This is a genomic window from Alloacidobacterium sp. (genome assembly GCF_035631355.1).
Lineage (GTDB): Bacteria > Acidobacteriota > Terriglobia > Terriglobales > Acidobacteriaceae > Alloacidobacterium.
In genome coordinates, this window is the sequence record NZ_DASQIX010000001.1 from 31985 (window position 1) to 55040 (window position 23056).

The 23056-nt window shown below is 56.8% G+C and carries 25 protein-coding genes; 8 read left to right on the forward strand and 17 right to left on the reverse strand.

The genetic code is table 11. From position 1 onward, the window contains the following. Positions 1-25: 25 nt before the first annotated feature. The 5 genes from rplM to VEV40_RS00150 all read right to left on the reverse strand — a co-directional run bounded on the left by rplM (position 26) and on the right by VEV40_RS00150 (position 2661). Positions 26-460: a 50S ribosomal protein L13 gene (gene rplM, locus VEV40_RS00130; RefSeq protein WP_324829337.1), complete on the reverse strand. Its 435-nt coding sequence runs from the start codon at positions 458-460 to the stop codon at positions 26-28. Between the two features lie 307 nt (positions 461-767). Continuing rightward, on the reverse strand, positions 768-1586 hold the full coding sequence (locus VEV40_RS00135; RefSeq protein WP_324829338.1) for a FecR domain-containing protein: 819 nt from the start codon (positions 1584-1586) through the stop codon (positions 768-770). A 134-nt stretch (positions 1587-1720) separates the two neighbouring features. Next, on the reverse strand, positions 1721-2158 hold the full coding sequence (locus tag VEV40_RS00140; protein ID WP_324829339.1) for a type II toxin-antitoxin system VapC family toxin: 438 nt from the start codon (positions 2156-2158) through the stop codon (positions 1721-1723). Further along, complete coding sequence (locus VEV40_RS00145) at positions 2140-2397, reverse strand: type II toxin-antitoxin system Phd/YefM family antitoxin (protein ID WP_324829340.1); 258 nt, start codon at positions 2395-2397, stop codon at positions 2140-2142. The genes VEV40_RS00140 and VEV40_RS00145 overlap by 19 nt, the downstream gene beginning before the upstream one ends. 24 nt (positions 2398-2421) lie before the next feature. After that, the gene (locus VEV40_RS00150) at positions 2422-2661 is read right to left on the reverse strand and encodes a hypothetical protein (RefSeq protein ID WP_324829341.1); all 240 of its coding nucleotides are present in this window, start codon (positions 2659-2661) and stop codon (positions 2422-2424) included. Positions 2662-2948: 287 nt separating this feature from the next. Here VEV40_RS00150 and VEV40_RS00155 point away from each other — a divergent pair, with 287 nt between their 5' ends. Beyond that, positions 2949-4469 carry a hypothetical protein gene (locus tag VEV40_RS00155; protein WP_324829342.1) on the forward strand — a complete coding sequence of 507 codons (1521 nt, stop codon included), beginning with the start codon at positions 2949-2951 and terminating at the stop codon, positions 4467-4469. A gap of 38 nt (positions 4470-4507) precedes the next feature. On the opposite strand, the gene VEV40_RS00160 is transcribed toward VEV40_RS00155, so the two are convergent. Further along, positions 4508-5524 carry an alcohol dehydrogenase gene (locus tag VEV40_RS00160; RefSeq protein WP_324829343.1) on the reverse strand — a complete coding sequence of 339 codons (1017 nt, stop codon included), beginning with the start codon at positions 5522-5524 and terminating at the stop codon, positions 4508-4510. Positions 5525-5572: 48 nt separating this feature from the next. Between VEV40_RS00160 and VEV40_RS00165 the strand changes: the two genes are divergently transcribed. Further along, positions 5573-6316, forward strand: coding sequence for an ankyrin repeat domain-containing protein (locus VEV40_RS00165; protein WP_324829344.1), 744 nt, complete (start codon positions 5573-5575; stop codon positions 6314-6316). Between the two features lie 102 nt (positions 6317-6418). Further along, positions 6419-6889, forward strand: a complete 471-nt coding sequence (gene msrA / locus VEV40_RS00170) for a peptide-methionine (S)-S-oxide reductase MsrA (RefSeq protein ID WP_324829345.1) — start codon at positions 6419-6421, stop codon at positions 6887-6889. Positions 6890-7150: 261 nt separating this feature from the next. Here msrA and VEV40_RS00175 read toward each other — a convergent pair whose 3' ends face one another. From VEV40_RS00175 to VEV40_RS00190, 4 genes are all read right to left on the reverse strand, one after another. After that, positions 7151-8134, reverse strand: coding sequence for an electron transfer flavoprotein subunit alpha/FixB family protein (locus VEV40_RS00175; protein WP_324829346.1), 984 nt, complete (start codon positions 8132-8134; stop codon positions 7151-7153). 103 nt (positions 8135-8237) lie between these two features. Next, positions 8238-8522, reverse strand: coding sequence for a hypothetical protein (locus tag VEV40_RS00180; protein WP_324829347.1), 285 nt, complete (start codon positions 8520-8522; stop codon positions 8238-8240). Positions 8523-8556: 34 nt separating this feature from the next. Then, positions 8557-9327 (reverse strand): electron transfer flavoprotein subunit beta/FixA family protein, encoded by a 771-nt coding sequence (locus VEV40_RS00185; RefSeq protein WP_324829348.1) that lies wholly within the window; start codon positions 9325-9327, stop codon positions 8557-8559. Positions 9328-9377: 50 nt separating this feature from the next. Continuing rightward, positions 9378-10250, reverse strand: coding sequence for a class I SAM-dependent methyltransferase (locus tag VEV40_RS00190; protein WP_324829349.1), 873 nt, complete (start codon positions 10248-10250; stop codon positions 9378-9380). A gap of 68 nt (positions 10251-10318) precedes the next feature. Here VEV40_RS00190 and VEV40_RS00195 point away from each other — a divergent pair, with 68 nt between their 5' ends. Next, positions 10319-11671, forward strand: coding sequence for a M20/M25/M40 family metallo-hydrolase (locus tag VEV40_RS00195; RefSeq protein WP_324829350.1), 1353 nt, complete (start codon positions 10319-10321; stop codon positions 11669-11671). 10 nt (positions 11672-11681) lie between these two features. Beyond that, entirely contained in the window at positions 11682-12242 is a 561-nt protein-coding gene (locus VEV40_RS00200; RefSeq protein WP_324829351.1) for a KdsC family phosphatase, read from the forward strand. Positions 12243-12770: 528 nt separating this feature from the next. Here VEV40_RS00200 and VEV40_RS00205 read toward each other — a convergent pair. Continuing rightward, on the reverse strand, positions 12771-15512 hold the full coding sequence (locus VEV40_RS00205) for a glycosyl hydrolase (protein WP_324829352.1): 2742 nt from the start codon (positions 15510-15512) through the stop codon (positions 12771-12773). Beyond that, positions 15512-15793: a hypothetical protein gene (locus tag VEV40_RS00210; protein WP_324829353.1), complete on the reverse strand. Its 282-nt coding sequence runs from the start codon at positions 15791-15793 to the stop codon at positions 15512-15514. The genes VEV40_RS00205 and VEV40_RS00210 overlap by 1 nt, the downstream gene beginning before the upstream one ends. 90 nt (positions 15794-15883) lie before the next feature. Between VEV40_RS00210 and VEV40_RS00215 the strand changes: the two genes are divergently transcribed. The 3 genes from VEV40_RS00215 (at position 15884) to VEV40_RS00225 (ending at position 17297) form a co-directional block, all read left to right on the forward strand. Continuing rightward, positions 15884-16057 carry a hypothetical protein gene (locus tag VEV40_RS00215; RefSeq protein WP_324829354.1) on the forward strand — a complete coding sequence of 58 codons (174 nt, stop codon included), beginning with the start codon at positions 15884-15886 and terminating at the stop codon, positions 16055-16057. Positions 16058-16059: 2 nt separating this feature from the next. Next, positions 16060-16419, forward strand: coding sequence for a VOC family protein (locus VEV40_RS00220; RefSeq protein ID WP_324829355.1), 360 nt, complete (start codon positions 16060-16062; stop codon positions 16417-16419). A gap of 110 nt (positions 16420-16529) precedes the next feature. After that, the gene (locus tag VEV40_RS00225) at positions 16530-17297 is read left to right on the forward strand and encodes a phosphatase PAP2 family protein (protein ID WP_324829356.1); all 768 of its coding nucleotides are present in this window, start codon (positions 16530-16532) and stop codon (positions 17295-17297) included. Between the two features lies 1 nt (position 17298). On the opposite strand, the gene VEV40_RS00230 is transcribed toward VEV40_RS00225, so the two are convergent. The 5 genes from VEV40_RS00230 to trpS all read right to left on the reverse strand — a co-directional run bounded on the left by VEV40_RS00230 (position 17299) and on the right by trpS (position 22946). Further along, positions 17299-18132, reverse strand: coding sequence for a pseudouridine synthase (locus tag VEV40_RS00230; RefSeq protein WP_324829357.1), 834 nt, complete (start codon positions 18130-18132; stop codon positions 17299-17301). Then, entirely contained in the window at positions 18129-19136 is a 1008-nt protein-coding gene (scpB, locus tag VEV40_RS00235; RefSeq protein ID WP_324829358.1) for an SMC-Scp complex subunit ScpB, read from the reverse strand. The genes VEV40_RS00230 and scpB overlap by 4 nt, the downstream gene beginning before the upstream one ends. A gap of 98 nt (positions 19137-19234) precedes the next feature. Further along, complete coding sequence (locus VEV40_RS00240) at positions 19235-20863, reverse strand: inorganic phosphate transporter (RefSeq protein ID WP_324829359.1); 1629 nt, start codon at positions 20861-20863, stop codon at positions 19235-19237. Positions 20864-20990: 127 nt separating this feature from the next. After that, positions 20991-21827 (reverse strand): segregation and condensation protein A, encoded by an 837-nt coding sequence (locus tag VEV40_RS00245; RefSeq protein WP_324829360.1) that lies wholly within the window; start codon positions 21825-21827, stop codon positions 20991-20993. 78 nt (positions 21828-21905) lie between these two features. Then, positions 21906-22946 (reverse strand): tryptophan--tRNA ligase, encoded by a 1041-nt coding sequence (gene trpS / locus VEV40_RS00250; protein WP_324829361.1) that lies wholly within the window; start codon positions 22944-22946, stop codon positions 21906-21908. Between the last annotated feature and the right edge of the window lie 110 nt (positions 22947-23056).

Consider the following 23056-nt stretch of genomic DNA (forward strand, 5'->3'; position numbering starts at 1 on the left):
CCTGGCTTGAGTGGGAGGGACTGAACTACGCCTTCACTTCCAGAGGCTGCGGCTTCTGCGCCTGGTGCGGATGCTGGTCGCCGCGGTAGACGTTCAGCTTCGAGCCCATCTTGCGGCCCATCTTGGTCTTGGGCAGCATGCCCTTGATCGCCTCTTCCACAATCTTTTCCGGCTTGCGCTCTAGCAGCCTCACAAAAGACTCCTCGCGCAGACCACCCGGGAAACCCGTATAGCGGCGATAGACCTTCTGCTGACTCTTCAGTCCGGTCAGCCGGACCTTCTCGGCATTGATCACGATCACGTGATCGCCCATATCGATGTATGGGGTGTACTTCGGGTTCCGCTTGCCGCTCAGGACACTGGCCGCCTCGGTCGCCAGACGCCCCAGCGTCTTGCCGCTGGCGTCTACCACGAACCATTTGCGCTCAATCTCATGCGCGCTGGGAATATACGTCGACATCTTCTATCTCCACCAAAAAACTCGCGTTCAACCGCAATCTGCCCACGCAAATCATAGCGTGGCTTGAAAATCTTACCCACGACGAGCACTTCATGTACGCGTGAGGTTCGGAGCCCAACGCACGCGATATTCACGTGATAGGGGTCATTTGGCGCAGGCTCAACCGATTGGGGTTTTCCGGGTTCGGCGCCCAGTCAAGACACAAAGACAGGCAGACGCGGAACTGCGCAAGGATTTTAGAATACGGGATTTTTTGGCCGGAGTCAATGAAATGTGGGGCGTTTCTCCATTCCTGACATAGGCCACTCTATGCGGGCGCGCACTGGTAGAGATTACACCACGGGTTCCGTTGACTGCGATCGACGGTCGAGCCGTCCTTTTTGCCCGATCCAGCCTTATTTTGGTGGACTGTAACCGCGGAGCGATCCCATGCATCCAGCGGGTTAGTACTCACTTTCTTCACCATTGCGAGTTCAGATTGGTCTTCAAGGTTGAAAACGAAAGTTCTCTTCTTGACCAAACCTATTGTGCCAAACGGTCCCTCAACCGAGCCCTTACCATCCAGCACGGCGAGACGCGCTCCGGTCGCATCAAGTTCCACACGGATATGACTAGAAGGCTGCAGATGCAAAACCTGCAGACCGAACTTTAGTTGGAAGTCCGTCCCCTTGGGCTTAACGAGATAGGCCGGGATCAGGCTGGCATAAACGGTTCCCTTTAACACATTGATGCTCGTGGCCGTCGCTCCCAAAGCGAACAGTTCTGAACGAGGAATCTCAATTGAGGAGTATTGGCCGAGACGTACCGTGCTGCCGTCTTCAAACTCAACTTCTGCCCTGCCCCTACCGGTTTGAATGACAGTTCCTTCAGTTATCGGCATGTGAGCAACCGCTGGATGAAATTCTTTCTCATTGCTGTTAGCAAGCTGAACTTCAGCCTCTACACCGCTCAACCACGCAATAGCTATCTTTGCACCACCATGAGAGAGATCCGAATCATGCGTAGCCGTGGAATCATCGCCGGTAGCTGTAGTCGGGCGAGTTGCAACTTGCTGAGCAGGCAACAGCCACGAGTTCCATGCCAGCGCGGACATGAAAATTAAGCCGAGCTTTGCGACCGTCTTCACTTCAGGGGTTCTCACCTCGTCAAGTTCATTAGCCGATCCGGACTGAGGCGTTCCTATAGCGATTATAGGGAATACTTTCACTGCCGAGTGCCCCGGGTCTCGCTTTTGAGACCTGGGGCACTCTTGTGCTGCTGCTAACTCACCCATGGATTCACCACCGCCACCCCGGTCGGCTCAAAATCCTCCACATTCCGCGTAACCACAGTCATCCCATGCACACGAGCTGTTGCTGCAATCAGAGCATCTCTGTCAGAACGTGGATCGGGGACGTGGAGAGCCGCGCAGCGTTGCGCGACAGCGGTATCGATAACCAGAATCCTGCCATTGAACGCAGGTAAAACATGTTCTTCCAGCCACGCGCGAAGCAACGCGCCTTGATGGGAATCTCGGCGCTCAATCAGCAGAATTCCAATCTCCAACTCCAGCACCGAGACGACTGAAAGAAACAGGCGTCCGGCGGGGACGCTCTTTGCCCACGACAACACATTCCGGTCAGCCTTGCCCGTCTTCGCTCTGCGCAGTTCGGAAACAACATTCGTGTCCAGCAGGTACATTACGGCAAATCCACCCATTTATGAATGTTCCCGCTCAACCGTGGCGGCTCAAATTCAACTTCTGAAGCATTCGGCATCGCCAGCAGATCCACAATGCTCTCCCGTTTGCCGGTGATTTTCTCGTACTCCTCAATGGAGAGAAGCACATGGGAAGGGCGTCCACGGTCAGTGATGAAAACAGGCCCGCGCCTGGCCGCTTTCTTGGCCCTGCCCGCGTCGTGGTTGAATTCCCGGCTCGAAAGTGTAGTAATCGCCATGCTTTTATCCATGTAGTAACGTACCTACATTATACCCCTATCTTTTACCTGCCTGCCTCGTTTTGATCCAGATCGCTGAACCGTACCAAGGCGTAGCGGCACGTAGTGAAAGCGAATCAGGTAAATATTCTCGCCCTTGCCATGCTTCGCGACCTTGAGCAGATCCAGAACGCCCATGAATCCCGACTCACGCGAAAGCTCGGGCGTAATATCCGGAAACCCGATCGATTCAATCGAGTCCACCTCGATCTCGCCTTCCTCCATGCGGTATCGTCCGCCCACTCGCACACGGGGACTCATCCAGATTCGGACGCTACAAGTAATCTCTCCGCGACGAATGCCCTCGCGAAGCCGTTTGGCGAACAACATGGCCGCAGCCTACCCTTGCCGCTCATGTCTGCGCAAGACACAGCACCTGCCCTGATATTTCTGAGCGCACTCCCATAAGCAACTCCAGAGGAGGGCATAATTTGAAGCCAGGCTCCGTATAATGCTCTTAAGACCCGAAGAACTTCCATCCTTTCACGCTCTTACCCGGAGATCCAGCCTAGATGAGCCTGCGACGAATCCTCCACCTGGTGCTCACCAGCTTTATTGGTCAGGGCGTCAGTGTCATTACTCAGCTGCTCATTCCGCCGTTTTTCCTGCATTTTTATGGTAATGGGGTGGAAGTCTATGGCGAGTGGATTGCCCTTTCGGCCTCCATCAGCTACCTGGGGACCCTGAACTACGGCATCCAGACGTATGCGAACAACGAAACGACGATTCTCTACAACCGGGGAGAGGTCGAGGCGTCCAAGGCAGTGCAGTCCAGCGCGTTGCGCCTGATGCTTTCACTGATTGCTCTTTTCATGACGGTAGGTTCAGCAGTCTTCTTGATGCCAGTGGCCGAGTGGCTTAATCTGAAGCACGTCAGCTCGCGCGACGCATCTCTCACCATCTATCTGCTGATCGTTCAAATGGCCGTCTACATGCTATTTGCCTTGTTGGCCAGTAGTTACATGGTAGTCGGTAAGTTGCCGCGCGGCGCCCACATAGGCAATCTGCAGCGGCTCTGCATGGTCCTTGCCCTGAGTATTGCGATCTGGATGAGGGCCTCATTCCCGGTTCTGGCGTTGGTTCAGTTGGTCACGCTGACGCTGTTTCTGCTCTTGCTCACAATCGATCTTTATCGAACCGCGCCGATCCTGGTGCCTTCGCTTCGTTATGGCAGTTGGAAACAGGTGCTCGCAATCGTCAAGCCCAGCGGACATTTCATGCTGATCGCCTTTGCCAGCTTCCTCACCTGGCAGGGTCCCGTCCTGCTGATTCAGAAGGTCCTGGGGTCAGGCACTGTAGGCGTTTTCGCGCTGGTGCGGGTGGTTTTCCAGATGTCGCGCCAGATCCTCTCTGTCGCCAGCATGGCCGTCGGCCAGGACATTACCCTGCTTGTGGGGCAACGAAACTGGATCCAGTTGCGACGTCTATACGAGCTTTCCGAGCGCGTCGTGCTCTTCCTGATCCCAGTCGTCAGCATCGGCAGCCTCATGATGTGCCCCTTCCTCTTCACCGTCTGGTTGCACAAGAGGACCTTGTATGAGCCAACTCTCTGCCTGCTCATGGCGATTACTTCCGCCGTCCTCGGCATCAAAGAGCACAAAACCCAATTCCAGTCATCCAGCAACGAGCATGAAGAGCTGTCGATCATCGCTGTCACCGGTTATTCCGTCATGCTGCTGGCATCCATCTTCACCATGAAGGCCTTCGGGCTGGTGGGCTTCATGTGTACCTGGCTCGCATGGGAGATTATCCAGACGGGCCTTATTCTGCGTTTGAACAGGCGGCTTTTCCCCGCTGGCCTGCACGTTTCCATGATGCCCATCGCGCGTCTGGCACTTTTTCTGTTTGTCGCCTTCGGACTTGTTGTTTGGCCTTCCTATCGAGAAGTCCACTGGCCGCTCAGCACTGTTGTAGGGATCTCCGTCTTGGTAACCGCCGTCATGGGCACCGTGGCATATTTTTCCTTTGATTTGAGCGAAGTCCGATCCGTTGTCGAATCAAAAGTGCGGCGCAAGCTAGTTCCGAACCCCTAGCGGTGAAATTGTGAATACCTGCCGAACGAGGGCCAGGCTTAGACCCCCGTCTCCAGCACCACGCGGAATCGCGCCTTGCCGCTCATCATGCGCTCGTAAGCTTCCGGCGCGCGGTCCAGCGGATACTTCTCAATCAGCGGAAGCACTCCTGTCATCTCGCTGAACTTGAGCGTGTCTTCTGAATCGATTGCCGTCCCGCTCGGCCAGCCATGGATCGACTGCCGCTGCAAGATCAGCGGAATCGTCGATACCTGGATCGGCTTGTCTGAGACGCCGAGAAGCACAAACTCTCCTGCGTAGCCCAGACCGCCAATCGCCGCCGACATCGCATCCGCATCGGTCACCGTGGACAAAACCACTCTGGCGCCGCCCAGCTTCTGAAGCGACTCGGCGACATTCTCTGCAGTGCTGTTGATGTAATGGCGCGCGCCCAGCTCATGTGCGAATTTCGCTTTGTCCGCCCCGCGAGCGACGGCAACCGTATTGAAGCCCATCTTCGCCGCAAACTGCACGCCCAGATGTCCAAGCCCGCCCAGGCCCAGAACAGCAACCGTGTCTGGCGGCCTCGCTCCGGTATTGCGCAACGCATTGAAAGTCGTGATTCCCGCACAGAGCAACGGCGCCGCGTCTGCGCTCTTCAGCGAATCCGGCACCGCCGCCGGCGCATCCGCCGGAACGAGAATGTAGTCGGCATAGCCGCCGTCATAAGTCACGCCGGGAATCAGCGCGTTCTGGCAGGCAACCAGGTCGCCGCGCCGGCAAGGTTCGCACCGTCCGCAATGGCCGCCATACCAGCCCACGCCAACGCGCTGCCCGGCCTTCCACTGCGGAACACCCGTCCCAACCGCATCCACAACGCCGATAACCTCATGCCCCGGCACTCGCGGATACGTAATGAAAGGGAAAAGTCCCTGAACCGTAACCGAGTCGCTGTGACAAACTCCGCACGCCTGCACGCGGATCCGCACCTCGTTTGCTTTCGGCTCGGAAACATCTCGCGTCACAATCTCTAATGCCGCACCACGCTTGGCAACCTGCACATATCTTCCCTGCATAGGAATTCTCCTCAGCGTTGCATTATGTCAGACCTGTATGAGCAAAAGATGACGATGCCCCAGGATAAAGTGCAAAAGCTTGCACAGGCTGAAAACTCCCAGCCCCGGCGCTATACTCGCCCCATGAGCCAGCATTTCTTCGACCTGATCCGCCAGGGAAAGACCGCCGAAATCGCCGAGGCCGTCAAAGCACAGCCGTCCGTCGCCAAATCGCGCGACGCGCAGGGAATCTCAGCGCTCATGCTGGCCATCTACACGCAGCAGCCCGTGATCCGCGACTTCCTGCTGGCGCACCTCACCGATCTCGACATCTTCGAGGCCGCCGCCGTCGGCAACTGCGATCGCCTGCACCATCTCATCGCCGAAGACGCTATGTCCGCACGCACCGTCTCGACCGATGGCTGGACGCCTCTGCATCTGGCCGCCGCCTTCTCCGGCCCGGAACCGGTCACGCTTCTGCTCGAACACGGCGCGCACATACACCAGTTCTCCCACAACCCGCTGCGCAACCAGCCGCTGCACGCCTGCGTCTCACTGAACAACTCTCTGGAAGTTGTCCGCGTCCTGCTCGAAGGCGGCGCAGACGTAAACGCGAGCCAGCATGGCGGATACACGCCCCTGCTCCAGGCCGCCGCCGCCGGCAAAAAAGACGTTGTATTGCTTCTGCTCGAACACGGCGCTCGCCCGGATTGCCTCTGCGACCGCGGCAAGTCAGCCGCCGACTACGCCGGCGAGCGCGGCCACGCGGAAGTAGTCGAGATTCTGGCGTCGTATGCACCAAAGCCCGCATGAGTGCAGTTCTGATTCGAAATACAGGTCAAGACCATCTAAGTGACGATGGCCCATTCAAGCTTCTTTTGGCTTGAGTGGGGTTGGACAATAACGGAGGTTCCTATGGAAAAGGCAACGTTTGGGGCTGGTTGTTTCTGGGGAGTGGAAGTGGAGTTCAGCCGGATCCCGGGTGTTCTCGAAACTGCGGTCGGCTATGAAGGCGGCAAGTTCGACAATCCCACCTACAAAGATGTCTGTACCGACGCAACCGGCCATGCCGAAGTCGTCGAGTTGACCTTCGATCCGGCCAAAGTCAGCTATGAACAACTGCTCGAAGCGTTCTTCTCGCTGCACGACCCGACTCAGCTCAACCGCCAGGGCCCGGACTGGGGCACGCAATATCGTTCAGTTGTCTTCTACCACTCGCCCGAGCAGGAAGCAGCGGCGAAACGTGTCATCGAAAAACTCGCCGCCGAAAAGAAGTTCTCGAAGCCCATCGTCACGCAGGTAGTCCCGGCACAATCTTTCTGGCGCGCTGAGGAATACCACCAAAAATATCTCGAGAAGCGCGGCCTGGCCAGCTGCCACATCTAAATCTGGCATGTTCCCTGCAGAAAACCCTCGGCTGGGCCGAGGGTTTTCTGCAGATGCAATCGAGCCCTAGGGGATATTCATTTTTAGCGTGACTACAACCTTTTTGGCTTTCGCGGGATCCTCTGCGAAAACCCTGCGTTCTCTGTGTCCTGTGTGGTGAAAAACAGCGTGGTCATCTACGTTTTGAGTAAAAGCACCGGCCTTTAGAGTTGCTGAAAAGGCGCTGTCTCGTAAGGGCACGGCTTCAACTCAAATTTATGCTCAAGCTTTGGCCTTCTTAATCTCTTCCGTCAGCGCAGGCACCACATCGAACAGGTTCCCAACCACGCCTACGTCCGCGATCTCAAAGATTGGAGCTTCGGGGTCTTTGTTTACGGCGACAATGGTGCGCGAGCCTTTCATGCCGACAATGTGCTGAATTGCCCCGCTGATGCCCAGCGCGAAATATAGCTTTGGAGCCACTGTCTGGCCGGAGCTGCCGATTTGCCGTTCGAGAGGGAGCCAGCCGTTATCGCAGATAGGACGGGAAGCTGCGACCTCTCCGCCAAGCGCTTTGGCCAGCTCTTCGGCAAGGGCAAGATTTTTCTGCTCCTTGATACCGCGTCCGACCGCGACGATAACTTCCGACTGCGAAAGATCGACTGCCTGCTTTGCCTCCTGAAAGACCTCATGTGGAGTGACGCGCGGCGCGCCATCTGCAACCGCCGCAGTTACATTTTCAACCGGCGCTGATCCTGCTTCCGCCTGATCGCCACGGAACGCGCCAATCTGGAAGGTGGCTAGCCAGGGCGCGTCTCCGGCAAAGGAAACATCGGCGGCGAACTTTCCCTGAAACATCTGGCGCGTGAACAGCAGCTTGCCGTTCTCATGCTTATAACCGACGGCGTCGGAAATCAGCGAACGGTCAAGTGCCAGCGCCAGACGCGGCGCAAAGTCGCGCACCTGGTAGGTATGCGGAAAGAGCACCAACTTTGGTTGATTGTTGGCGATGAACTGTTTCAGCGCAAAGACATAAGCGTCCGATGTGTATGCGGCGAGTGCTGGAGCTTCCAGCGCATAAACGCGAGCGATGGCCTTGCCTGCCAGTTCCTGCGCGAGCGCGCCAATGCCGCTGCCCGCAAGCGCAACTTCCACCGGCCAGCCTGTTTCTTTCGAGATGGCCTGCGCGCCGGCAATGGTTTCAAAGGAGACGCGGTTGAGTTTGCCTTCCCGCTGTTCCGCAACGACAAGAATATTGTCCGCCATACACACCTCAGGGGAGCAGAAGCTCCCCTTTTGTTCAAACTAAGTGAATTGTCATCCTGAGCGTAGCGCCGCAGGCGCGAAGTCGAAGGATCTGTTTTTCAAATTACAGACTGGCAAACTCCGGGCGTCCGCGCTTCAGGACAGTTCCCCAGATTCCGAAGACCACCGCCAGCACTGCCGCAAGAATGTTGTAGTACAACATGGGATGCACCCAGCCGGGCGAGTAGGTCGCGTCCTGCCCGGACCACAGTAGAAGCAGCACGGCAAAGAAAACAAACTGCCCGGAAATGATATGCAGCGTCAGCCCCCACTGGCGGCGCTTGTCGAGTGCGGCTACCTGATCGGGTGTCAGGGTGCGTTCCTCGGCAGGGATGTTCATATTTGCCATGTGCTCAAGTCTCCTGAAATTTCTGTGACAACCATTAAATCACGCGCGCGGTGTTTTTGAGATATTCCGTTACCTTGCGCGCCACTTCCGCCGGGGGCCCCTCGATCATTTCGGTCTTTTTCCGCTTTACCGGAACGTAGAGGCGCTCAATCTGCTGCAGGTTCTTGCTCAGTTTCGGTTCAACTTCCGCCCAGGCGACTTTGCGCAGCGGCTTGTTCTTGGCCTGCTTGATGCCGATCAGGCTGGCATAGCGCAGCTTGTTGATGCCGCTCTGGATGGTCAGCACAGCGGGCGTCGGCATCTCAATGAACTGGTAGTGCCCGGCTTCTAATTCTCTTTTCAGATGAAGCCCGGAATCGGTCTTCTCAATCCCGATGATGATGGTGGCGTGGGGCAGTCCCAAAATCTCGGCCAGCAGAACGCCTGTCTGCGCCGCGCCGAAATCGTCGGATTGCAGGCCGGTCACGATGAGGTCGAAGTTTTCCTCGGACACGGCTGCGGCGATTGCCCGCGCTGTGTTGCTCGAGTCAAGCTGAACAAACTTGTCGTCTTCAAGATGGATGGCCCGGTCCGCGCCCTTGGCCAGTGCCTCGCGTAAGACCTGCTGCGCCCGCACAGGGCCGGCGGTGATCACGACAACCTCGCCGCCATGCTTTTCCTTCTGGCGAAGCGCCTCTTCGAGGGCATAGGCGTCGGGCTCATTGACCTCGTAGGAAACATCTTCGCGAATCCATGTGCCAGACTCGTTCAGCTTCAGCGGCGCGTCCTTCTGAGGGACCTGCTTGATGCAAACCAGAATCTTCATAGGTGAACGCGTCAGTATATCGGATTTTGAAAACTGCTTGCAGTGCGCCGTTACGATTCTGCAGTCTGTGTGTCGTCGGACGCGGATGCCCTAAGCGCGCACAAAAGCACATGTGATGAAGTGGTTAGAGGGTGCAGCCAGCTTTTTCCGGGGCGATCATCAGAAGTTGGCAAAGTCCAGACCTTGTCTGCCCAGGCCGCCACCTGTCGATAGGAGTCAAACACGCTATAGGAATAATAAAGACCGTCGCCCTCGCTGATGCGGAACATTTTCCCTCGTGTTTGCAGATACCTGGCGGCATTCCAGAGGTGGGCTTTGTAAAGCGCCAGCTTCAAGAGCCGCACGGAGTAAGACCTCCCCTGACCAAAGCGATTGGAATCGGAGATGAACACGGCTTTTCGCGCAACGCGCAGCATCTCGGCTACAACCTTGTCGGGTCGGGCCACATGGTGGAGAACGCCGCATTCGAACACCGCATCAAATGATTTATTTTCGAACGGCAGAGATGTACCGCTGCCTTCGATGACAAGACCACTGGGCACTCCCTGCTGTTCGCCTTGTTCAATCAGTTTTCTCACCGGCTCAATACCGTGTACATCGGTTTTCCCTCTGGCCAACAGATAGCGCACGCCTCTGCCGGTACCGGCACCTACATCGAGAAATGAATGAAGTTTGAGGGTTTCACTGATAGCATCGATGAATTCGAGCGCAATGTAGTGTTCGGCGTCTTCATCCGACGTGTGCGTCTCGTCGTAGGAACTGGCCGTTCTCTCGTAATAGGCCGCCTGGACTTGCTCGGGGGTCAGGGGCATTTTTGTTGCCTCCAGAGGCAATGCATTAGTGCAGGGTGCAAAACAAACGAACTTGTGAGGCAGGTTATGGCGGCGGGTTGGTAAAGTCAACGTGGACGGGCGAATATTCATAATGATTCGCGCGTAGAAGCAGGGCTTTGCGGCTCCTTAGAAGATACGAATGCTATCCTCCTGTCATCATGCAGACGAGAATTTCGATATGCATTGCGGCAGCGCTGCTCGCAGCGCCGGCGGTGCAGGCCCAGCAGTTGTCCGAGCCCGAGAAAGCTATGGTCAGCTACATTCAGACCAACGAGAAGTCCTCAAACGAACTGCTGCAAAAGCTGGTTGAGATCAATAGCGGTACGCGCAACCTTGAGGGCGTACGCGCCATTGGCAAAATTATGATGGCGCAGCTCAACGACCTCGGCTTCCAAACCAAGTGGATTCCAATGGACGATGTCAAGCGTGCTGGTGTGCTGGTCGCAGAACATCCTTGTCCTGAAGCGGGCAAATGCGGCAAGCGCATGCTGCTTATTGGCCACATGGATACGGTCTTCGAGAAAGACAGCTCTTTTCAGCACTACACCGTAAGCGGGAATACAGCTATGGGTCCAGGTGTCAATGACATGAAGGGCGGCCTCGTGATCATGCTCTTCGCGCTCAAAGCGATGCAGGCTGCCGGAGTGCTCAAGCAGACTGATATCACCATCGTCCTCAGTGGAGATGAAGAGGCGCACGGCGAACCCGCCAGCATTTCGCGCCGTGACATGATCGCCGCAGCCAAGCATAGTGACGTGGCTCTCGAATTTGAAGGCACAGCACGGGTCAATGGCGTCTTCTACGGTAGCATCAGCCGCCGCAGCGCCATCACCTGGCATTTGAAAGCCACCGGCGAGACCGGTCACTCGTCCGGAATCTTTTCCGAAAGCAAAGGCTATGGCGCGATCTATGAAGTGACACGCATCCTTAACGCCTTTCGCACGCAACTCCCGGAGAAATACCTGACTTACAACGTGGGGCTTGTTCTTGGGGGCGCGACGGTGGATGTAGGCGGCGAAGGCATCTCGGGCAGCGCCACCGGCAAGGACAACATCATTCCGCCAACTGCCTATGCCAGCGGCGATATCCGTACTATTTCCAACGAGCAGACTGAGCGCGTCGAGGGGAAGATGAGGGCCATTGTTGCAGAACACCTGCCGAAAACAAACGCGAACATCGAATTCGGCGAAGCCTATCCAGCGATGGCCCCTACTGAAGACAGCCGCGCGCTGCTTCGCATGTTGAACGGAGCAAACAAGAGCCTCGACTTTCCTGAGATGCCGGAACTCGACCCAATGAAGCGCGGCGCAGGCGACATCGCATTTGTTGCCGATTATCTGCCTGGGCTCGCAGGGATCGGAGCGACCGGAGAAGGCGCGCACGCTCCCGGCGAGACGGTCGATCTCTCAGCGCAGCCGATTAACACGGAGCGCGGCGCTCTGCTGATGTATCGACTGAGCAGAATCGATGCGAAAGCCGACCTGAAATCGCTCTATCCGGCGGCAAAGTAGAATCTTCGATATGTCAGACAATTCGCAATTTCCCGATGCCGTACTCGCGCGCGCCAGAAAAATCAAGCTCTTCCTCATGGATGTGGACGGCACTCTTACTGATGGTGGCGTGTGCCTTATCTCTCTGCCGGAAGGCGGCCCGATTTCCGAGATGAAGGTCTTTAATGCGAAAGACGGAGCGGGTCTGACGCTTGCGCACATCATGGGGATCAAAACCGGCTTTATCACCGGTCGCAAATCTCCTGCAGTCCAGCAGCGCGCAAATGAGGTTCATGTGGACTATGTCTATCTCGGGCAAGCGAAGAAAATGGCGGCTTTTGAAGAGTGCATGAAAAAAGCCGAGGTCACTGAAGAAGAGACCGCCTACATGGGCGACGATTTGCCCGATCTGCCACTCGCCAAGCGCGCAGGACTGGCCATCGCTGTTGCTGACGCTGCTATGGAGTTCAAAGCAGCTTGCCATTTCGTGACCCGTGCTTGTGGCGGTGAAGGCAGCGCGCGTGAGGTGATTGAACTGATTCTGAAAGCGCAGGGCCGCTGGGAAGAAGCGATTCCCAAAGCGCTGGCTTAGCACACTCAAGAATGGCGCATGGAGTAAACCCCATTTGGGTAATCCGTGACAATGCCGATCACCTCGGCAGGCAAAAGGGCCGTAACAATCCACTGCGGGGCTCCCTGACCATGAGGGTATTGAATGTCAGGTTCCATTTGAGAGCTATGATCCACAAGAGGCCGTACTTTCACCAGCCTCTCAAGGCCGGTCGTGGACCAGGTTGCTGCTGCTTCCGCCTTGAGCCTTTTCTATGTTCAGATCAGTGGGCGTCTTAAAGCGGTGGGTCGCTACATTCGTATGCCCTGCAAGCTGAAACTGCTGCAGAGTTGGCAATCTGGTTAAAGAGACCACAGTGATTCCCTTGGAAAACCGCCCGGGATGGAATCCAAGAATTTTTTCGATCTCTCTCAAGCTCCTGCCTGCAATAAATTTGTTCTTCGTGAAGCAGCCTGAGACTTGAATAACCTCCCCGATCTTCATCCAATGCCTCCCTGATGCGGTCAGATGATGTCACGATCGAGATGGGTTCGGCAAGGTGAAAGAGCACTACTGCACAGACTGAGTTTGTTTTTCCGGGACAAGTCTGATTGGTCCAATAATCCCCGACGGCAGAGGCTTCAGATTTTCCATGTCCTGCGGAGTGAACTTCTCTCCGTATCGCAGGTTGAGCAGCCGGTAATCTGGCAGAGATCGTCCCGCAAGGGTATTGATCGCGGTATTAGCGACCTCAATCTCCAGATGGTTCTTGCCAGCGTGGAGAAATGCGGTCACATCGAGATGGTAAGGCGGACGCCAGACCAAGCCGGCTTTCTGCCCATTGACGGAAACCAGCGCCACCTCGCGCACGGGACTTTCCAGCAGCGCGTGCATTCCCGGCTTCTCCCGATCGCCGGGAGGCAGCGGCTTGCCCTCCCCGAAATCCAGGAAATAATGCCTGCCGCTGCCGAGCACATTTGCAGGAAGCTCAAAGTCCCGCGAGTAGATGGCATGGCCTGAGAAATACCGTGTCGCCTGTGTATCGGTCCACGATTCGAGCGACGGCATGGATAAGTTGCGATGAAGAGCCGGGAATGTAACCTGCCAGTCGTGGCTCAGGTCTATTTCTGCGCTGGAAATCTGTTGCCCGCGCCAGCGTTCCGGCAATGAGACTGAGCCATCGTGAAAGACCAGCACTCGCGATTCGTACGGCGCAAGATGTAAGTCCTCATCCGCCCTATAACTTTTGCCAGAGAAAGCATCCCACTCCTCAGCGCTCGACCACTGCGTCGCAAAATGCGCCTTCACAGAAACCGTATGATTGCTGGTGTTGGCGATGAAATAGACATCGGCAAAAGGCAGCTTACGGCGGATAAATCCAATTTCAGGAGTGGGCATGTCGAGTTGCATATCCGGCGCGGCTGCCTTCTTCAACAGGCTTCCTGTTTCACCATCGCTGGCGGCGAAAACCCATCCCGTCTCATGGGAAAGTTTCTGCGAGAGCGCCTCGATCTGTGGCGTATCAGCTTTGGCCTCGCGCAATCCGGGAGCATGTTCTGGGAGGCGTCCTACCGCAACCACCTTCCCGCCGTTCTGCACATACGCGGCAATCTGCTGCAAAGTCGTAAGTGGTATGCGATCCACGTGTGGCAGCACCAGCACCGGATAGTGAATGCCTAGCTTGTTGATCGCCTCTGCATCGATGTAGTCAAGGTTGTAGCCCGCATCCATGATGCTCGCTGTCAGCTCCGACGTGATGTAGTTGTGCATTTCCTCCGTCACGCCAACGTGGCCGGGAGTGAAGCTAGCCTGCGCGTCATCTGTGGGAATATAGACGGCCACTTGGTTCGCCGGTCGGCCCTGCCGCAGCAGGAAGCTCAAGCGTTGCAGATAAGCGGTAATCTCCGGCATTACCGGCCACCACGGATTGTGCTGGTTGAAGACTGCCGCCGCGTAGAACGCATATCCCGGCTCGCCCGCATAGGCGGGCGAATAAGGCCACCCATGTCCGACAAACTGGTTCACGCCTTCAAGGAAGAAGCCGTCGGCCTCAGCTTTCATGTCCAGCGGTACCGCGCGAAACGCTGGAGAGTGCAACCATGTCCACGATTCTGCCGATGTAACATCGCGGCCATAAAGATGGCTCGCAGAGGTTGCCCAGCGCGTATAGGAAAAGCTGCGCCACTGCGGTCCCTCGCCCTCAGGCAGGTCAACCAGATCATTGCTCGAAAGCGTGACCGCCGGTTCGCCATAGGTCTGCGAGCGAAACAGCGTGTGGTGCTGGTGCGCCCATGCGGTCAGCGGCTCGAGGTAATGTTGGTCGATCAACTCGGCCAGGGTTTCGCCCCAATCGTGTCGGACGCTCTTAGCCAAATCATCTTTACCCGCAAAAAGTTCCGGCAGATATGGAGTCAGGTCATAGCCGCGCCGTTTCTGGAATTCGCTCAGGAAGTCCGGCGTCCAATCCGAGCCGTATACTTCGAGGCTGTCGCTGAAGACGGAGTACGGTGGCTGGTCCCCGAAGACCCGCATCAATGGCTCGCCGGCATATTGCAGATGGTTGTCGATGGCTGCGCGGTCAAAGTGGTCGAGAACAAATCCTTCGGCGCCAACCGCGGCGCGCTTTACCTGCTGTCCGGTGCGGCTGCTGATGAAGAACAAGACCGTACGCTGATCATTCATCGCAGCCAGAGACACAGAGTGAGCATCAGCTTCAGCAGGCAGAGTAATCTGCTTCGCTGCCGCAGAGTCATAATCCGCTGCTGTGCCTGCAACAACAAAAGCCGCAATCATCTTCTCACCGTTTTCAAGAGCAGGTAGTGGTACGCGGTCGGCACCTGCAGGCAGAGAAGCCATAGCCAGCCGCAGTTTTCCCGCAGCCTGGGTGATGGGAACATGCGGCCCGCCATAAGGCCATCCGCTGCCGAGGGTAATGCTTACGCGCAGACCAAGCTGGCGTGCGGTCTGATTGGCAAAACTCACCTCATGGAGAAAATCATCGGAGAGATACGGCGTGTTGCGGATGCCCATTGCCGGTTCGTCCAGCGCCAGCGCATACACGGGCTGAATTTCAACCCCGCCGACGCCGCCTTCTTTCATTGTGCGCAGCTCGCGCGCCAGTTCATCATCCTCGACCGCAGGGCCGAACCACCACCAGCGCATCCAGATGCGCGCATCGTCGGGAGGGATGAGAAAATTCTGTCGCAGCGAGTCGACCGAATTGACCTGAACCTGCGCTGGGGCCTGCGCCCGGCTGCACACTGGCCATAACAAAGCAGCCAGCAGAAGAGAGCTGGAGATCCGCGTGATCATTACGCCGACTGAAGAAACGCGACTGACTGAACGCCCGCTACTTCAAACCGCTTACGGCAGCGGATGTTTTTGCACGCCACCATATCGTCCTTCCGCACCATGTAGGATTGCGCCTTGGCAAAACGCGCGCGGTCTCGCTCGTCGGCATGGCGCGGCAGCGAATTGCGCTTGCGCCGCACCAGCCATGAGAGCTGGTACTCGTCTGCCTTGCCGCAGTGCGGACAGGTGAGCGTATGGCTGCGCTGTTCATTCTGCTCGTTGAAAAAGTCGCGTTCTTCCATAGCAATTTGCCCCTTCACTGACGACGAAAGTATTTCATACTGGTCGAGCAACCGGAAATCATTGAGCCGGTTATTGCCGGAAGAGCAAACATGATCAAGAAGAAGGCAAAGAAGTTTTCCACCGTTAAAGCTGTCAAAACGAATGCGCGCGCGCGCGTCGGCCAGCCCAAAGCCGGGCGTATTATTGCTGACAAGCCGCGCGAAGAGCGCCGCAAGGCGAAGCACAAGACGACGCTCGGCGAAATTCTCAACAGCGAGGAATGAATATGGCAAAGGCAATCGGCTTTGGCGGAGCATTCGTCCGCGCTCGCGATCCGAAAGCTCTCTATGCCTGGTATGAACAGCATCTCGGACTCAAGTCCCAGGGCTGCTTTATCTTCCCTGCAAAAGAGCAGCAGGCAGACACTGTCGTCTCTTTTTTCGGGAAGGACGACGGCTATTTTCCGACGCAACAACCAGCCATGCTTAATTTTCAGGTCGACGATCTTGACGCCATTCTCGATGCGCTGATTGCAGCCGGAGTGGAGGTTGATCAGAAACGAGAGACCTATGAATATGGCCGCTTTGGATGGTTCATGGACCCGGAGGGAAACCGGGTGGAATTGTGGCAACCTAGCACAGCATAAGTCAGATGGTTTCTTAAGGCAATCTTCAGCGTGTGCCTGATACAGTCAAAAAAGCACATATGTTTTTGAGGCTCATCCTTCCCCTTTTGTGTCTTGGTTGCGCATCTTCTGTGTGGGCGCAAACATCGCCTGACGACTGCACGGCGCACACGCCCAAGCCATGTATCACCCATGTTCTGCAGGATGAGGTTGGAATCGTGACCAGTCCGCTGCGCGTCAAAGCAAAGGATTTTTTCTGGATCGCTCCCTTTGGTGTCGCCACCGGTTTTGCCATCGATTATGACGCCCATATGATGCGCGACCTCGGGTCGAATCCCAGCCGCGAAGACAAATTTAAGAAGTTTTCGGACTACACCACCTATGGAGCGTCTGCCGCTCCCGTTATCGGTTACCTGGTTGCCGCAGGCACCCACAACGACTACTTACAGGAATCGTCCGTTCTGGCGGGCGAAGCGACCATCGATGCGATCATCCTCAACGAGGCCCTGAAGTATGCCATTGACCGCGAGCGCCCCAATCAGGGCGACGGTACGGGACGCTTCTGGCCGCACGGTCCTTCGACGTGGCCCGATGGTCAATCGATGCCGTCCAATCACAGCATCATTATGTGGTCGTTCGCGCGCGTTATCGCCGGCCAATATAATACCCCGGCTACAAAGATCGCTGTCTATTCGCTGGCTGGGGCTGTGTCGGTATCGCGTGTTCTCGCGCGCGATCATTTTCCCTCGGACGTGATTGTGGGCAGCACCTTTGGTTACTTTATTGGAGACTATGTCTTCCGCCATCGGTCGCGGCAGGCTAGTCTGTTTTCGCTCTCAGCCGTGAACACGGCCAACGGAAGGGGAGTGCAGTTGGACATCAATCTGGGACGGCGCTAGATCAATGCGTAGCCTGCGCTTTGCGAGGCCGTTTCTTCGAGGCAGGAACGACGCTGGAGAGTCTCCCAGCTCTTTCGGAACGCAGGGCCCGCCGCAGCGCCTCCACCTCGTTCGGCGCAAGTTCGCGTACTTCGCCGGGCGCAACATCCAGCACGAGCGCACCATAACCAACACGGCGAATCTTCTCCACATGATGCCCGATCTCTTCAAACATCTTGCGAATCTCGCGGTTGCGGCCTTCAATCAAGGTCACTTCGTACCAGGGATTTTCGGCGTCACGCACCAGCCTGATTTCTGCGGGGGCTGTCATCACGCGTCCCTCGCGCGACCCCGGTTTGCCGCGTTCAATCATGATGCCTGACCGTAATTGATCAAGCCCGGCTGCGCTGGGCCTGCCGCTGATTTTCACCAGATAGACCTTCTCGACCTTCGCCGATGCCCGCGTCAGAGCGTTCGCCAGCTCGCCGTCGTTGGTCATCAGCAGCAGTCCCTCACTCTGATAGTCGAGACGGCCTACAGGAAAGACTCGTACGCCTGCGCGCTCGACAAACTTCATGACTGTGGGACGGCCCTCGGGATCGCTGGCTGTCGTGACGTAACCCTTAGGCTTGTTCAGCATCAGATAGCGGAGCTGCTGCGCCCCATGCAGCAGCTTGCCATCAACGCGGATGTGGTCGCGTTCGGGATCGGCCTTCGTGCCCAGTTCAGTGACGGTCTGACCATTCACCTGCACGCGGCCATTCAGAATCAGTTCCTCTGCCATACGGCGAGAAACAATGCCGGCCTGGGCAATGATCTTTTGCAGCCTGACCGTATTACTGGCGGGCCCATTCATGACTCGCGTTCCACCGGCTCTGCCTCAGCAGGCTCGTTGATGATCTCGGCGTCTTCGCCTTCAATCTCCACATCTACGGCAACGCCGGGAATGTCTTCAGCTTCGTCCTCAGGTTCCTCCGCCATTTCAACAGCAGCATGTGCGCGGGCTTCTTCATCTTCTATGCTCTCATCCGCCATGTCCTCGATGATGCCTTCTTCGTTCGGCGCGGCGATGCCTTCGGCGAAAGGTAGCTCTTCGGGTTCCGCCAGCTCGCCCGCCGCCATCTTCTCGAACTCTTCAATCGATGGCAGCTCGTTCAAGTCTTTCAACCCGAAGCGCATCAGGAATTCCTTAGTGGTCTTGTAGAGGATCGGCCTGCCGATCACCTGTTTGCGTCCGGCAGTAGTGATGAGCTTGCGGCTGATGAGCGAGCCAATCACGCCGGCTGAATCCACGCCGCGAATCTCGCTGACTTCTGGGGCGGTAACGGGCTGCTTGTAGGCAATGACCGCCAGAGTTTCCAATGCCTGCAACGACAGCTTCATCGGCGGTTTCAGGCTCTTCACAAATCCACGCACCGCATCGTGATACTCGGGCTTCGTGGTCACGCGATAGCCGCCTGCGATTTCGCGGACCTCCATGCCGCGGTCGCCTTCCGCATAGTCAGCTATTAGTTCGCCGATAATCCGGCGAAGTTCCTCGCGCACCTCGCGGTCACGCTGCCGCGTTGCCCGCTTCTCGTCTTCATGAGGCGCCAAAGGCGGTTCTCCGGCATCGTGCGCCGCCATCACCGCCGCTTCTTCCACGGTCAAGGGCACAACTTCTTCTTCGGGAATCAATACCCCGTCAGGCTCTATGCTGAGCGCAACGACGACTTCATTCGCCGGCTCCAATGTTTGCGCGGCCTCGCGCGAGCGCTTCTCTTCCAGTGCCTCATCGGCGAACAGACCAGCCAGCGCGGCCAGCGTCACCGGTTCCTCCGCGGCATAGATGACCGCTTCAATTTTTGCTTTTAGACTCATGCTTTACGGGACAGGATACGCCCGAAAATGAAACGGCGCTCCGGTTCTCTTTGATACTACCGAAGCGCCGCGAATCGCGTCAGGGGATGGTCTGTTGATTAGTGGACGAACTGCCGCAACGTCCAGAAAATTCCGCCCGCCAAAAGCGCCGCCGCCGGCAGGGTAAACACCCACGCCAGCGCAATATTCCGGATGGTTGAAAGCTGCAGCCCGCTGCCATTTGCCATCATGGTTCCCGCGATGCCGGAGGACAACACATGGGTTGTCGAAACCGGCATCTTGAACTGATCAGCTGCGATAATCGTGCAGGCAGCCACGATTTCCGCCGATGCACCCTGCGCGTAGGTCAAATGCTCCTTGCCGATCTTCTCCCCGACCGTGACCACGATGCGCTTCCACCCGACCATTGTGCCTAGGCCTAGCGCCAGCGCAACGGCAACCTTCACCCATGAGGGAATGAACTTGGTCGAATTGTCCAGATGTTTCTTATAATTCGCCAGCACAGCATTTTCGGCTGCCGTGAAGGCCATCGAATTACTCTTCGCCATCAGCCGCAGCGCTTCGCTTTCCACATACATATCGTTGCGCACGTTCTGCTGTTGCCCGTTTGGCACAGTAGCGAGTGATTTGTATTGTTGTACTTCGTCTGAAATCTCGATGGCCAGCTGGCGTGCCGCCAGCGCTGTCGTCGGCGTGTACTGCTTGGTGCGAATGTAGTCTGTCAGGTCGTTACGCGCGTCATCCATCACCGCGTTCGGCGAGACATAGCCGCCCAGCACATGCGCCGCCTGCTCCGATACAGCGACGAAGTCCGGCACTTGCCCGAAACCGATTGCATGGTTCAGAGCATATGCCGTCGGGACGGTGCCAATCAGGATCAACATGATCAGCCCCATGCCCTTCTGCCCGTCATTCGATCCATGCCCGAAGCTCACGCCGGTGCAGGTGAGAATCAGCAATCCGCGAATCCAGAAAGGCGGCGGCTCGTTGCCCTTTGGCGACTCATACAGCGCCTTGTCCTTGATGAGGAACTTCAGAATCAGCAGTAGCAGCGCCGCGCAGACAAAGCCTACCAAGGGCGAGATCAGCAGCACCCGGAAGACGTTTGACACCTGCGTCCAGTCCACCCCGCTGGTGCCGTTGCGTCCACCCATCATCTGATTCGCGATGCCCACTCCGATGATCGACCCGATCAGCGTATGCGAGCTTGAGGCCGGCAGGCCCAGCGACCACGTCGCCAGGTTCCACAGGATTGCCGAAATCAGCAGCGCGAAGACCATGGCGAAGCCCGCGCCCTTGCCGACCTGCAAAATCAACTCCACCGGCAGCAGCGCAAGGATCGAGAATGCCACGCCACCCGACGAGGTCAACACGCCGATCAGGTTCCACGCCCCCGACCACACCACGGCCACATGCGGTTCCAGAGAATGCGTATAGATCACGGTGGCCACTGCATTCGCCGTATCATGAAAGCCGTTGACAAACTCGAAGCCCAGCGCAATCAGCAGCGCAATGCCCAGCAGCAGATATGGCCATGCGCTTTCGAGGTGAGTACCAGCAAGGTCGTTGGCCAGATGCGCGCCAGCATAGCCCAGCCCCGCCAGCAGCACGCCGCCGAAAATCAGCGAGCCAATCAGCCCGGGAGGTCTCTTGATTTTCTGATCGAGAAGACTTTCAGCAGGCGAAACGGTTCCGGGGGAAAGGGCAACAGAGGCGGCTTCATCCATGGACGATCGGCTCCAGAATTGTGCGTGCAAGCACACTATCAGGGCCGCCCGGGATCATGTGTAAAAATGACCCCGAAATCTTTGTTAATTTTCGATGAATACGCTGCATTTTCTGTGCAGTGGAGCGCTAGGTCCAGTCGTCCCGCGCTTGGCTCATGCGCTCCGTCATGACCTGCTCAAAATCGGCATGTTTTTTGACGAAAATGTCGCCGAAATTGCGCTCCTGACGCAGCAAAATGGCCTGTAATCGCACCAGTTCGAGCAGTGCCAGAAACATGGCAATTAGAGTCTTTTCGGATTTTGCATGCCCCAGCAGCTTCCGCAGGGCTACCGGCTTGTCTTCGGTAATCAGCCGCCGCCGCACATAATCAATCATCTGGCCCACGGTCACAGCGTCCTCTTCCACATCGAGCACAGGCCGCTGCTTCAGCCGGTCAAGAATTTCGCGGAAGACGCGCACCAGATCGACCGTGTCGGCAGCAATTTCCTGCTCAGTGCCCTCATCGTGGCGAAACTCTTTCAGCGAGGGATTCGACCACGTTGATTCCTCGATGACCTGTTTCTGCGCCAGCATCTGAGCAGCGTTTTTAAAGCGCTCGTGCTCCAGCAGGCGCTCTACCAGCTCGCGTCGCGGGTCTTCCGTTTCGCCTTCGGATGTTTCTACGGGCGAGCGCGGCAGCAGCATCTTGCTCTTGATGTGAATCAGCAGCGACGCCATGTAGATAAAGTCGCCCGCTGTGTCCACATCTGTGGCCTTCAATTGCTCGACATAGGCCAGGAACTGCGCCGTAATTATTGCAATCGGGATGTCATAGATGTCGATGTCCTGCTTGCGAATCAGGTCGAGTAGCAGGTCTAGGGGTCCGTCATATACCTTGCCGACGGTGACGGAGAAGGGGAAGGCGCTGTCTTTTTTCCTTGCGGATCGAGAGTCTGTCTGAGTTGAGTCCTGCGAAGATTCCACTCTTTGCTTTGCAAAGGATGGGGCACCCAGGTTTTGGGAATCCTGCTCAGGTTTCATTTCTTCTGTCATTGTGCCGCTCTACCCAATCCCCACCGCCGCACGTACTTCCACCATTGTCTGCTCGGCGCGGGTGGTCGCCCGGTTTTTCCCGTCTTCCAGAATCTCGTCTACCTTCTTTGGATTCTGCTCGTATCCGGCGCGCTGCTCCTGAATCGGCTGCAGCACCTGCACTACGGAATCTGCCACCCAGCCTTTGCACTCAATACAGCCGATAGAAGCAGTCCTGCATCCGTCGTAGACCTTAGCCATCGTCTCCGGCGAAGAAAAGACCTTGTGCAGATCACCGACGGGGCAAATGTCCGGATTCCCCGGATCAGTGCGCCGCACGCGCGCCGGATCTGTGACCATGGGTTTGAGCTTCTGCCTTACGACAGGCTCCGGATCGGTGAGCAAAATCGTGTTCCCATAGCTTTTGGACATCTTCCGGCCGTCGGTTCCGGGAAGCTTAGGCGATGGCGTCAGGAGAACTTGCGGCTCCGGAAGTATTTCTGAGCCCTGAGCGCTGTGCCCTGAACCCTGTGACCTGGGATAGAACTGATTAAACCTTCTCGCCACCTCCCGCGTAAGCTCCACATGCGCCACCTGGTCCTGTCCGACAGGCACAAAATCCGGCTGATAGATCAAAATGTCTGCCGCCTGCAGCAGCGGGTAGCCGAGAAACCCATATGTCGAAAGGTCTTTCCCCGTGATGTTCTCCTGCTGCTCTTTGTAGGTCGGCACGCGTTCCAGCCAGCCTAGGGGCGTAATCATGGAGAAGAGCAAGTGCAATTCTGCATGTTGCTTCACATCACTCTGGACAAAGAGCACGCTCTTCTCCGGGGTCAGCCCCGCTCCGAGAAAATCGAGAATCACCTCGCGGGTATTACCCTTGATCTGCGAGGTGTCGGCGTAATCGGTCGTCAGCGCGTGCCAGTCGGCGATAAAGAAGTAGCACTCGTAATCATGCTGCAGCCGCACCCAGTTGTGCAGCGCGCCCATGTAATTGCCAAGATGAAGTTTGCCAGTCGGACGCATGCCGCTCAGCACGCGCTTCAAGGGAGCAGAAGAGGAAGTCGACACCGTATCCTTCACGTAAGAAATTGCTTGCTCTATTCTACGGAACTTTCGTCGAACCTGATTTCATCCGGGATAAAGAGGCTGAAGTCGTAATCGAAGGCCCCTCACCGAAT

Bases quoted from the DNA above. Each gene is read 5' to 3' on its own strand.
- rplM (WP_324829337.1), bottom strand. From the start codon at position 460: ATGTCGACGTATATTCCCAGCGCGCATGAGATTGAGCGCAAATGGTTC.
- VEV40_RS00140 (WP_324829339.1), bottom strand. From the start codon at position 2,158: ATGGGTGGATTTGCCGTAATGTACCTGCTGGACACGAATGTTGTTTCC.
- VEV40_RS00145 (WP_324829340.1), bottom strand. From the start codon at position 2,397: ATGGCGATTACTACACTTTCGAGCCGGGAATTCAACCACGACGCGGGC.
- VEV40_RS00150 (WP_324829341.1), bottom strand. From the start codon at position 2,661: ATGGAGGAAGGCGAGATCGAGGTGGACTCGATTGAATCGATCGGGTTT.
- VEV40_RS00155 (WP_324829342.1), top strand. From the start codon at position 2,949: ATGAGCCTGCGACGAATCCTCCACCTGGTGCTCACCAGCTTTATTGGT.
- VEV40_RS00160 (WP_324829343.1), bottom strand. From the start codon at position 5,524: ATGCAGGGAAGATATGTGCAGGTTGCCAAGCGTGGTGCGGCATTAGAG.
- VEV40_RS00165 (WP_324829344.1), top strand. From the start codon at position 5,573: ATGACGATGCCCCAGGATAAAGTGCAAAAGCTTGCACAGGCTGAAAAC.
- msrA (WP_324829345.1), top strand. From the start codon at position 6,419: ATGGAAAAGGCAACGTTTGGGGCTGGTTGTTTCTGGGGAGTGGAAGTG.
- VEV40_RS00175 (WP_324829346.1), bottom strand. From the start codon at position 8,134: ATGGCGGACAATATTCTTGTCGTTGCGGAACAGCGGGAAGGCAAACTC.
- VEV40_RS00180 (WP_324829347.1), bottom strand. From the start codon at position 8,522: ATGGCAAATATGAACATCCCTGCCGAGGAACGCACCCTGACACCCGAT.
- VEV40_RS00185 (WP_324829348.1), bottom strand. From the start codon at position 9,327: ATGAAGATTCTGGTTTGCATCAAGCAGGTCCCTCAGAAGGACGCGCCG.
- VEV40_RS00190 (WP_324829349.1), bottom strand. From the start codon at position 10,250: ATGAATATTCGCCCGTCCACGTTGACTTTACCAACCCGCCGCCATAAC.
- VEV40_RS00195 (WP_324829350.1), top strand. From the start codon at position 10,319: ATGCAGACGAGAATTTCGATATGCATTGCGGCAGCGCTGCTCGCAGCG.
- VEV40_RS00200 (WP_324829351.1), top strand. From the start codon at position 11,682: ATGTCAGACAATTCGCAATTTCCCGATGCCGTACTCGCGCGCGCCAGA.
- VEV40_RS00205 (WP_324829352.1), bottom strand. From the start codon at position 15,512: ATGATCACGCGGATCTCCAGCTCTCTTCTGCTGGCTGCTTTGTTATGG.
- VEV40_RS00210 (WP_324829353.1), bottom strand. From the start codon at position 15,793: ATGGAAGAACGCGACTTTTTCAACGAGCAGAATGAACAGCGCAGCCAT.
- VEV40_RS00215 (WP_324829354.1), top strand. From the start codon at position 15,884: ATGATCAAGAAGAAGGCAAAGAAGTTTTCCACCGTTAAAGCTGTCAAA.
- VEV40_RS00220 (WP_324829355.1), top strand. From the start codon at position 16,060: ATGGCAAAGGCAATCGGCTTTGGCGGAGCATTCGTCCGCGCTCGCGAT.
- VEV40_RS00230 (WP_324829357.1), bottom strand. From the start codon at position 18,132: ATGAATGGGCCCGCCAGTAATACGGTCAGGCTGCAAAAGATCATTGCC.
- scpB (WP_324829358.1), bottom strand. From the start codon at position 19,136: ATGAGTCTAAAAGCAAAAATTGAAGCGGTCATCTATGCCGCGGAGGAA.
- VEV40_RS00240 (WP_324829359.1), bottom strand. From the start codon at position 20,863: ATGGATGAAGCCGCCTCTGTTGCCCTTTCCCCCGGAACCGTTTCGCCT.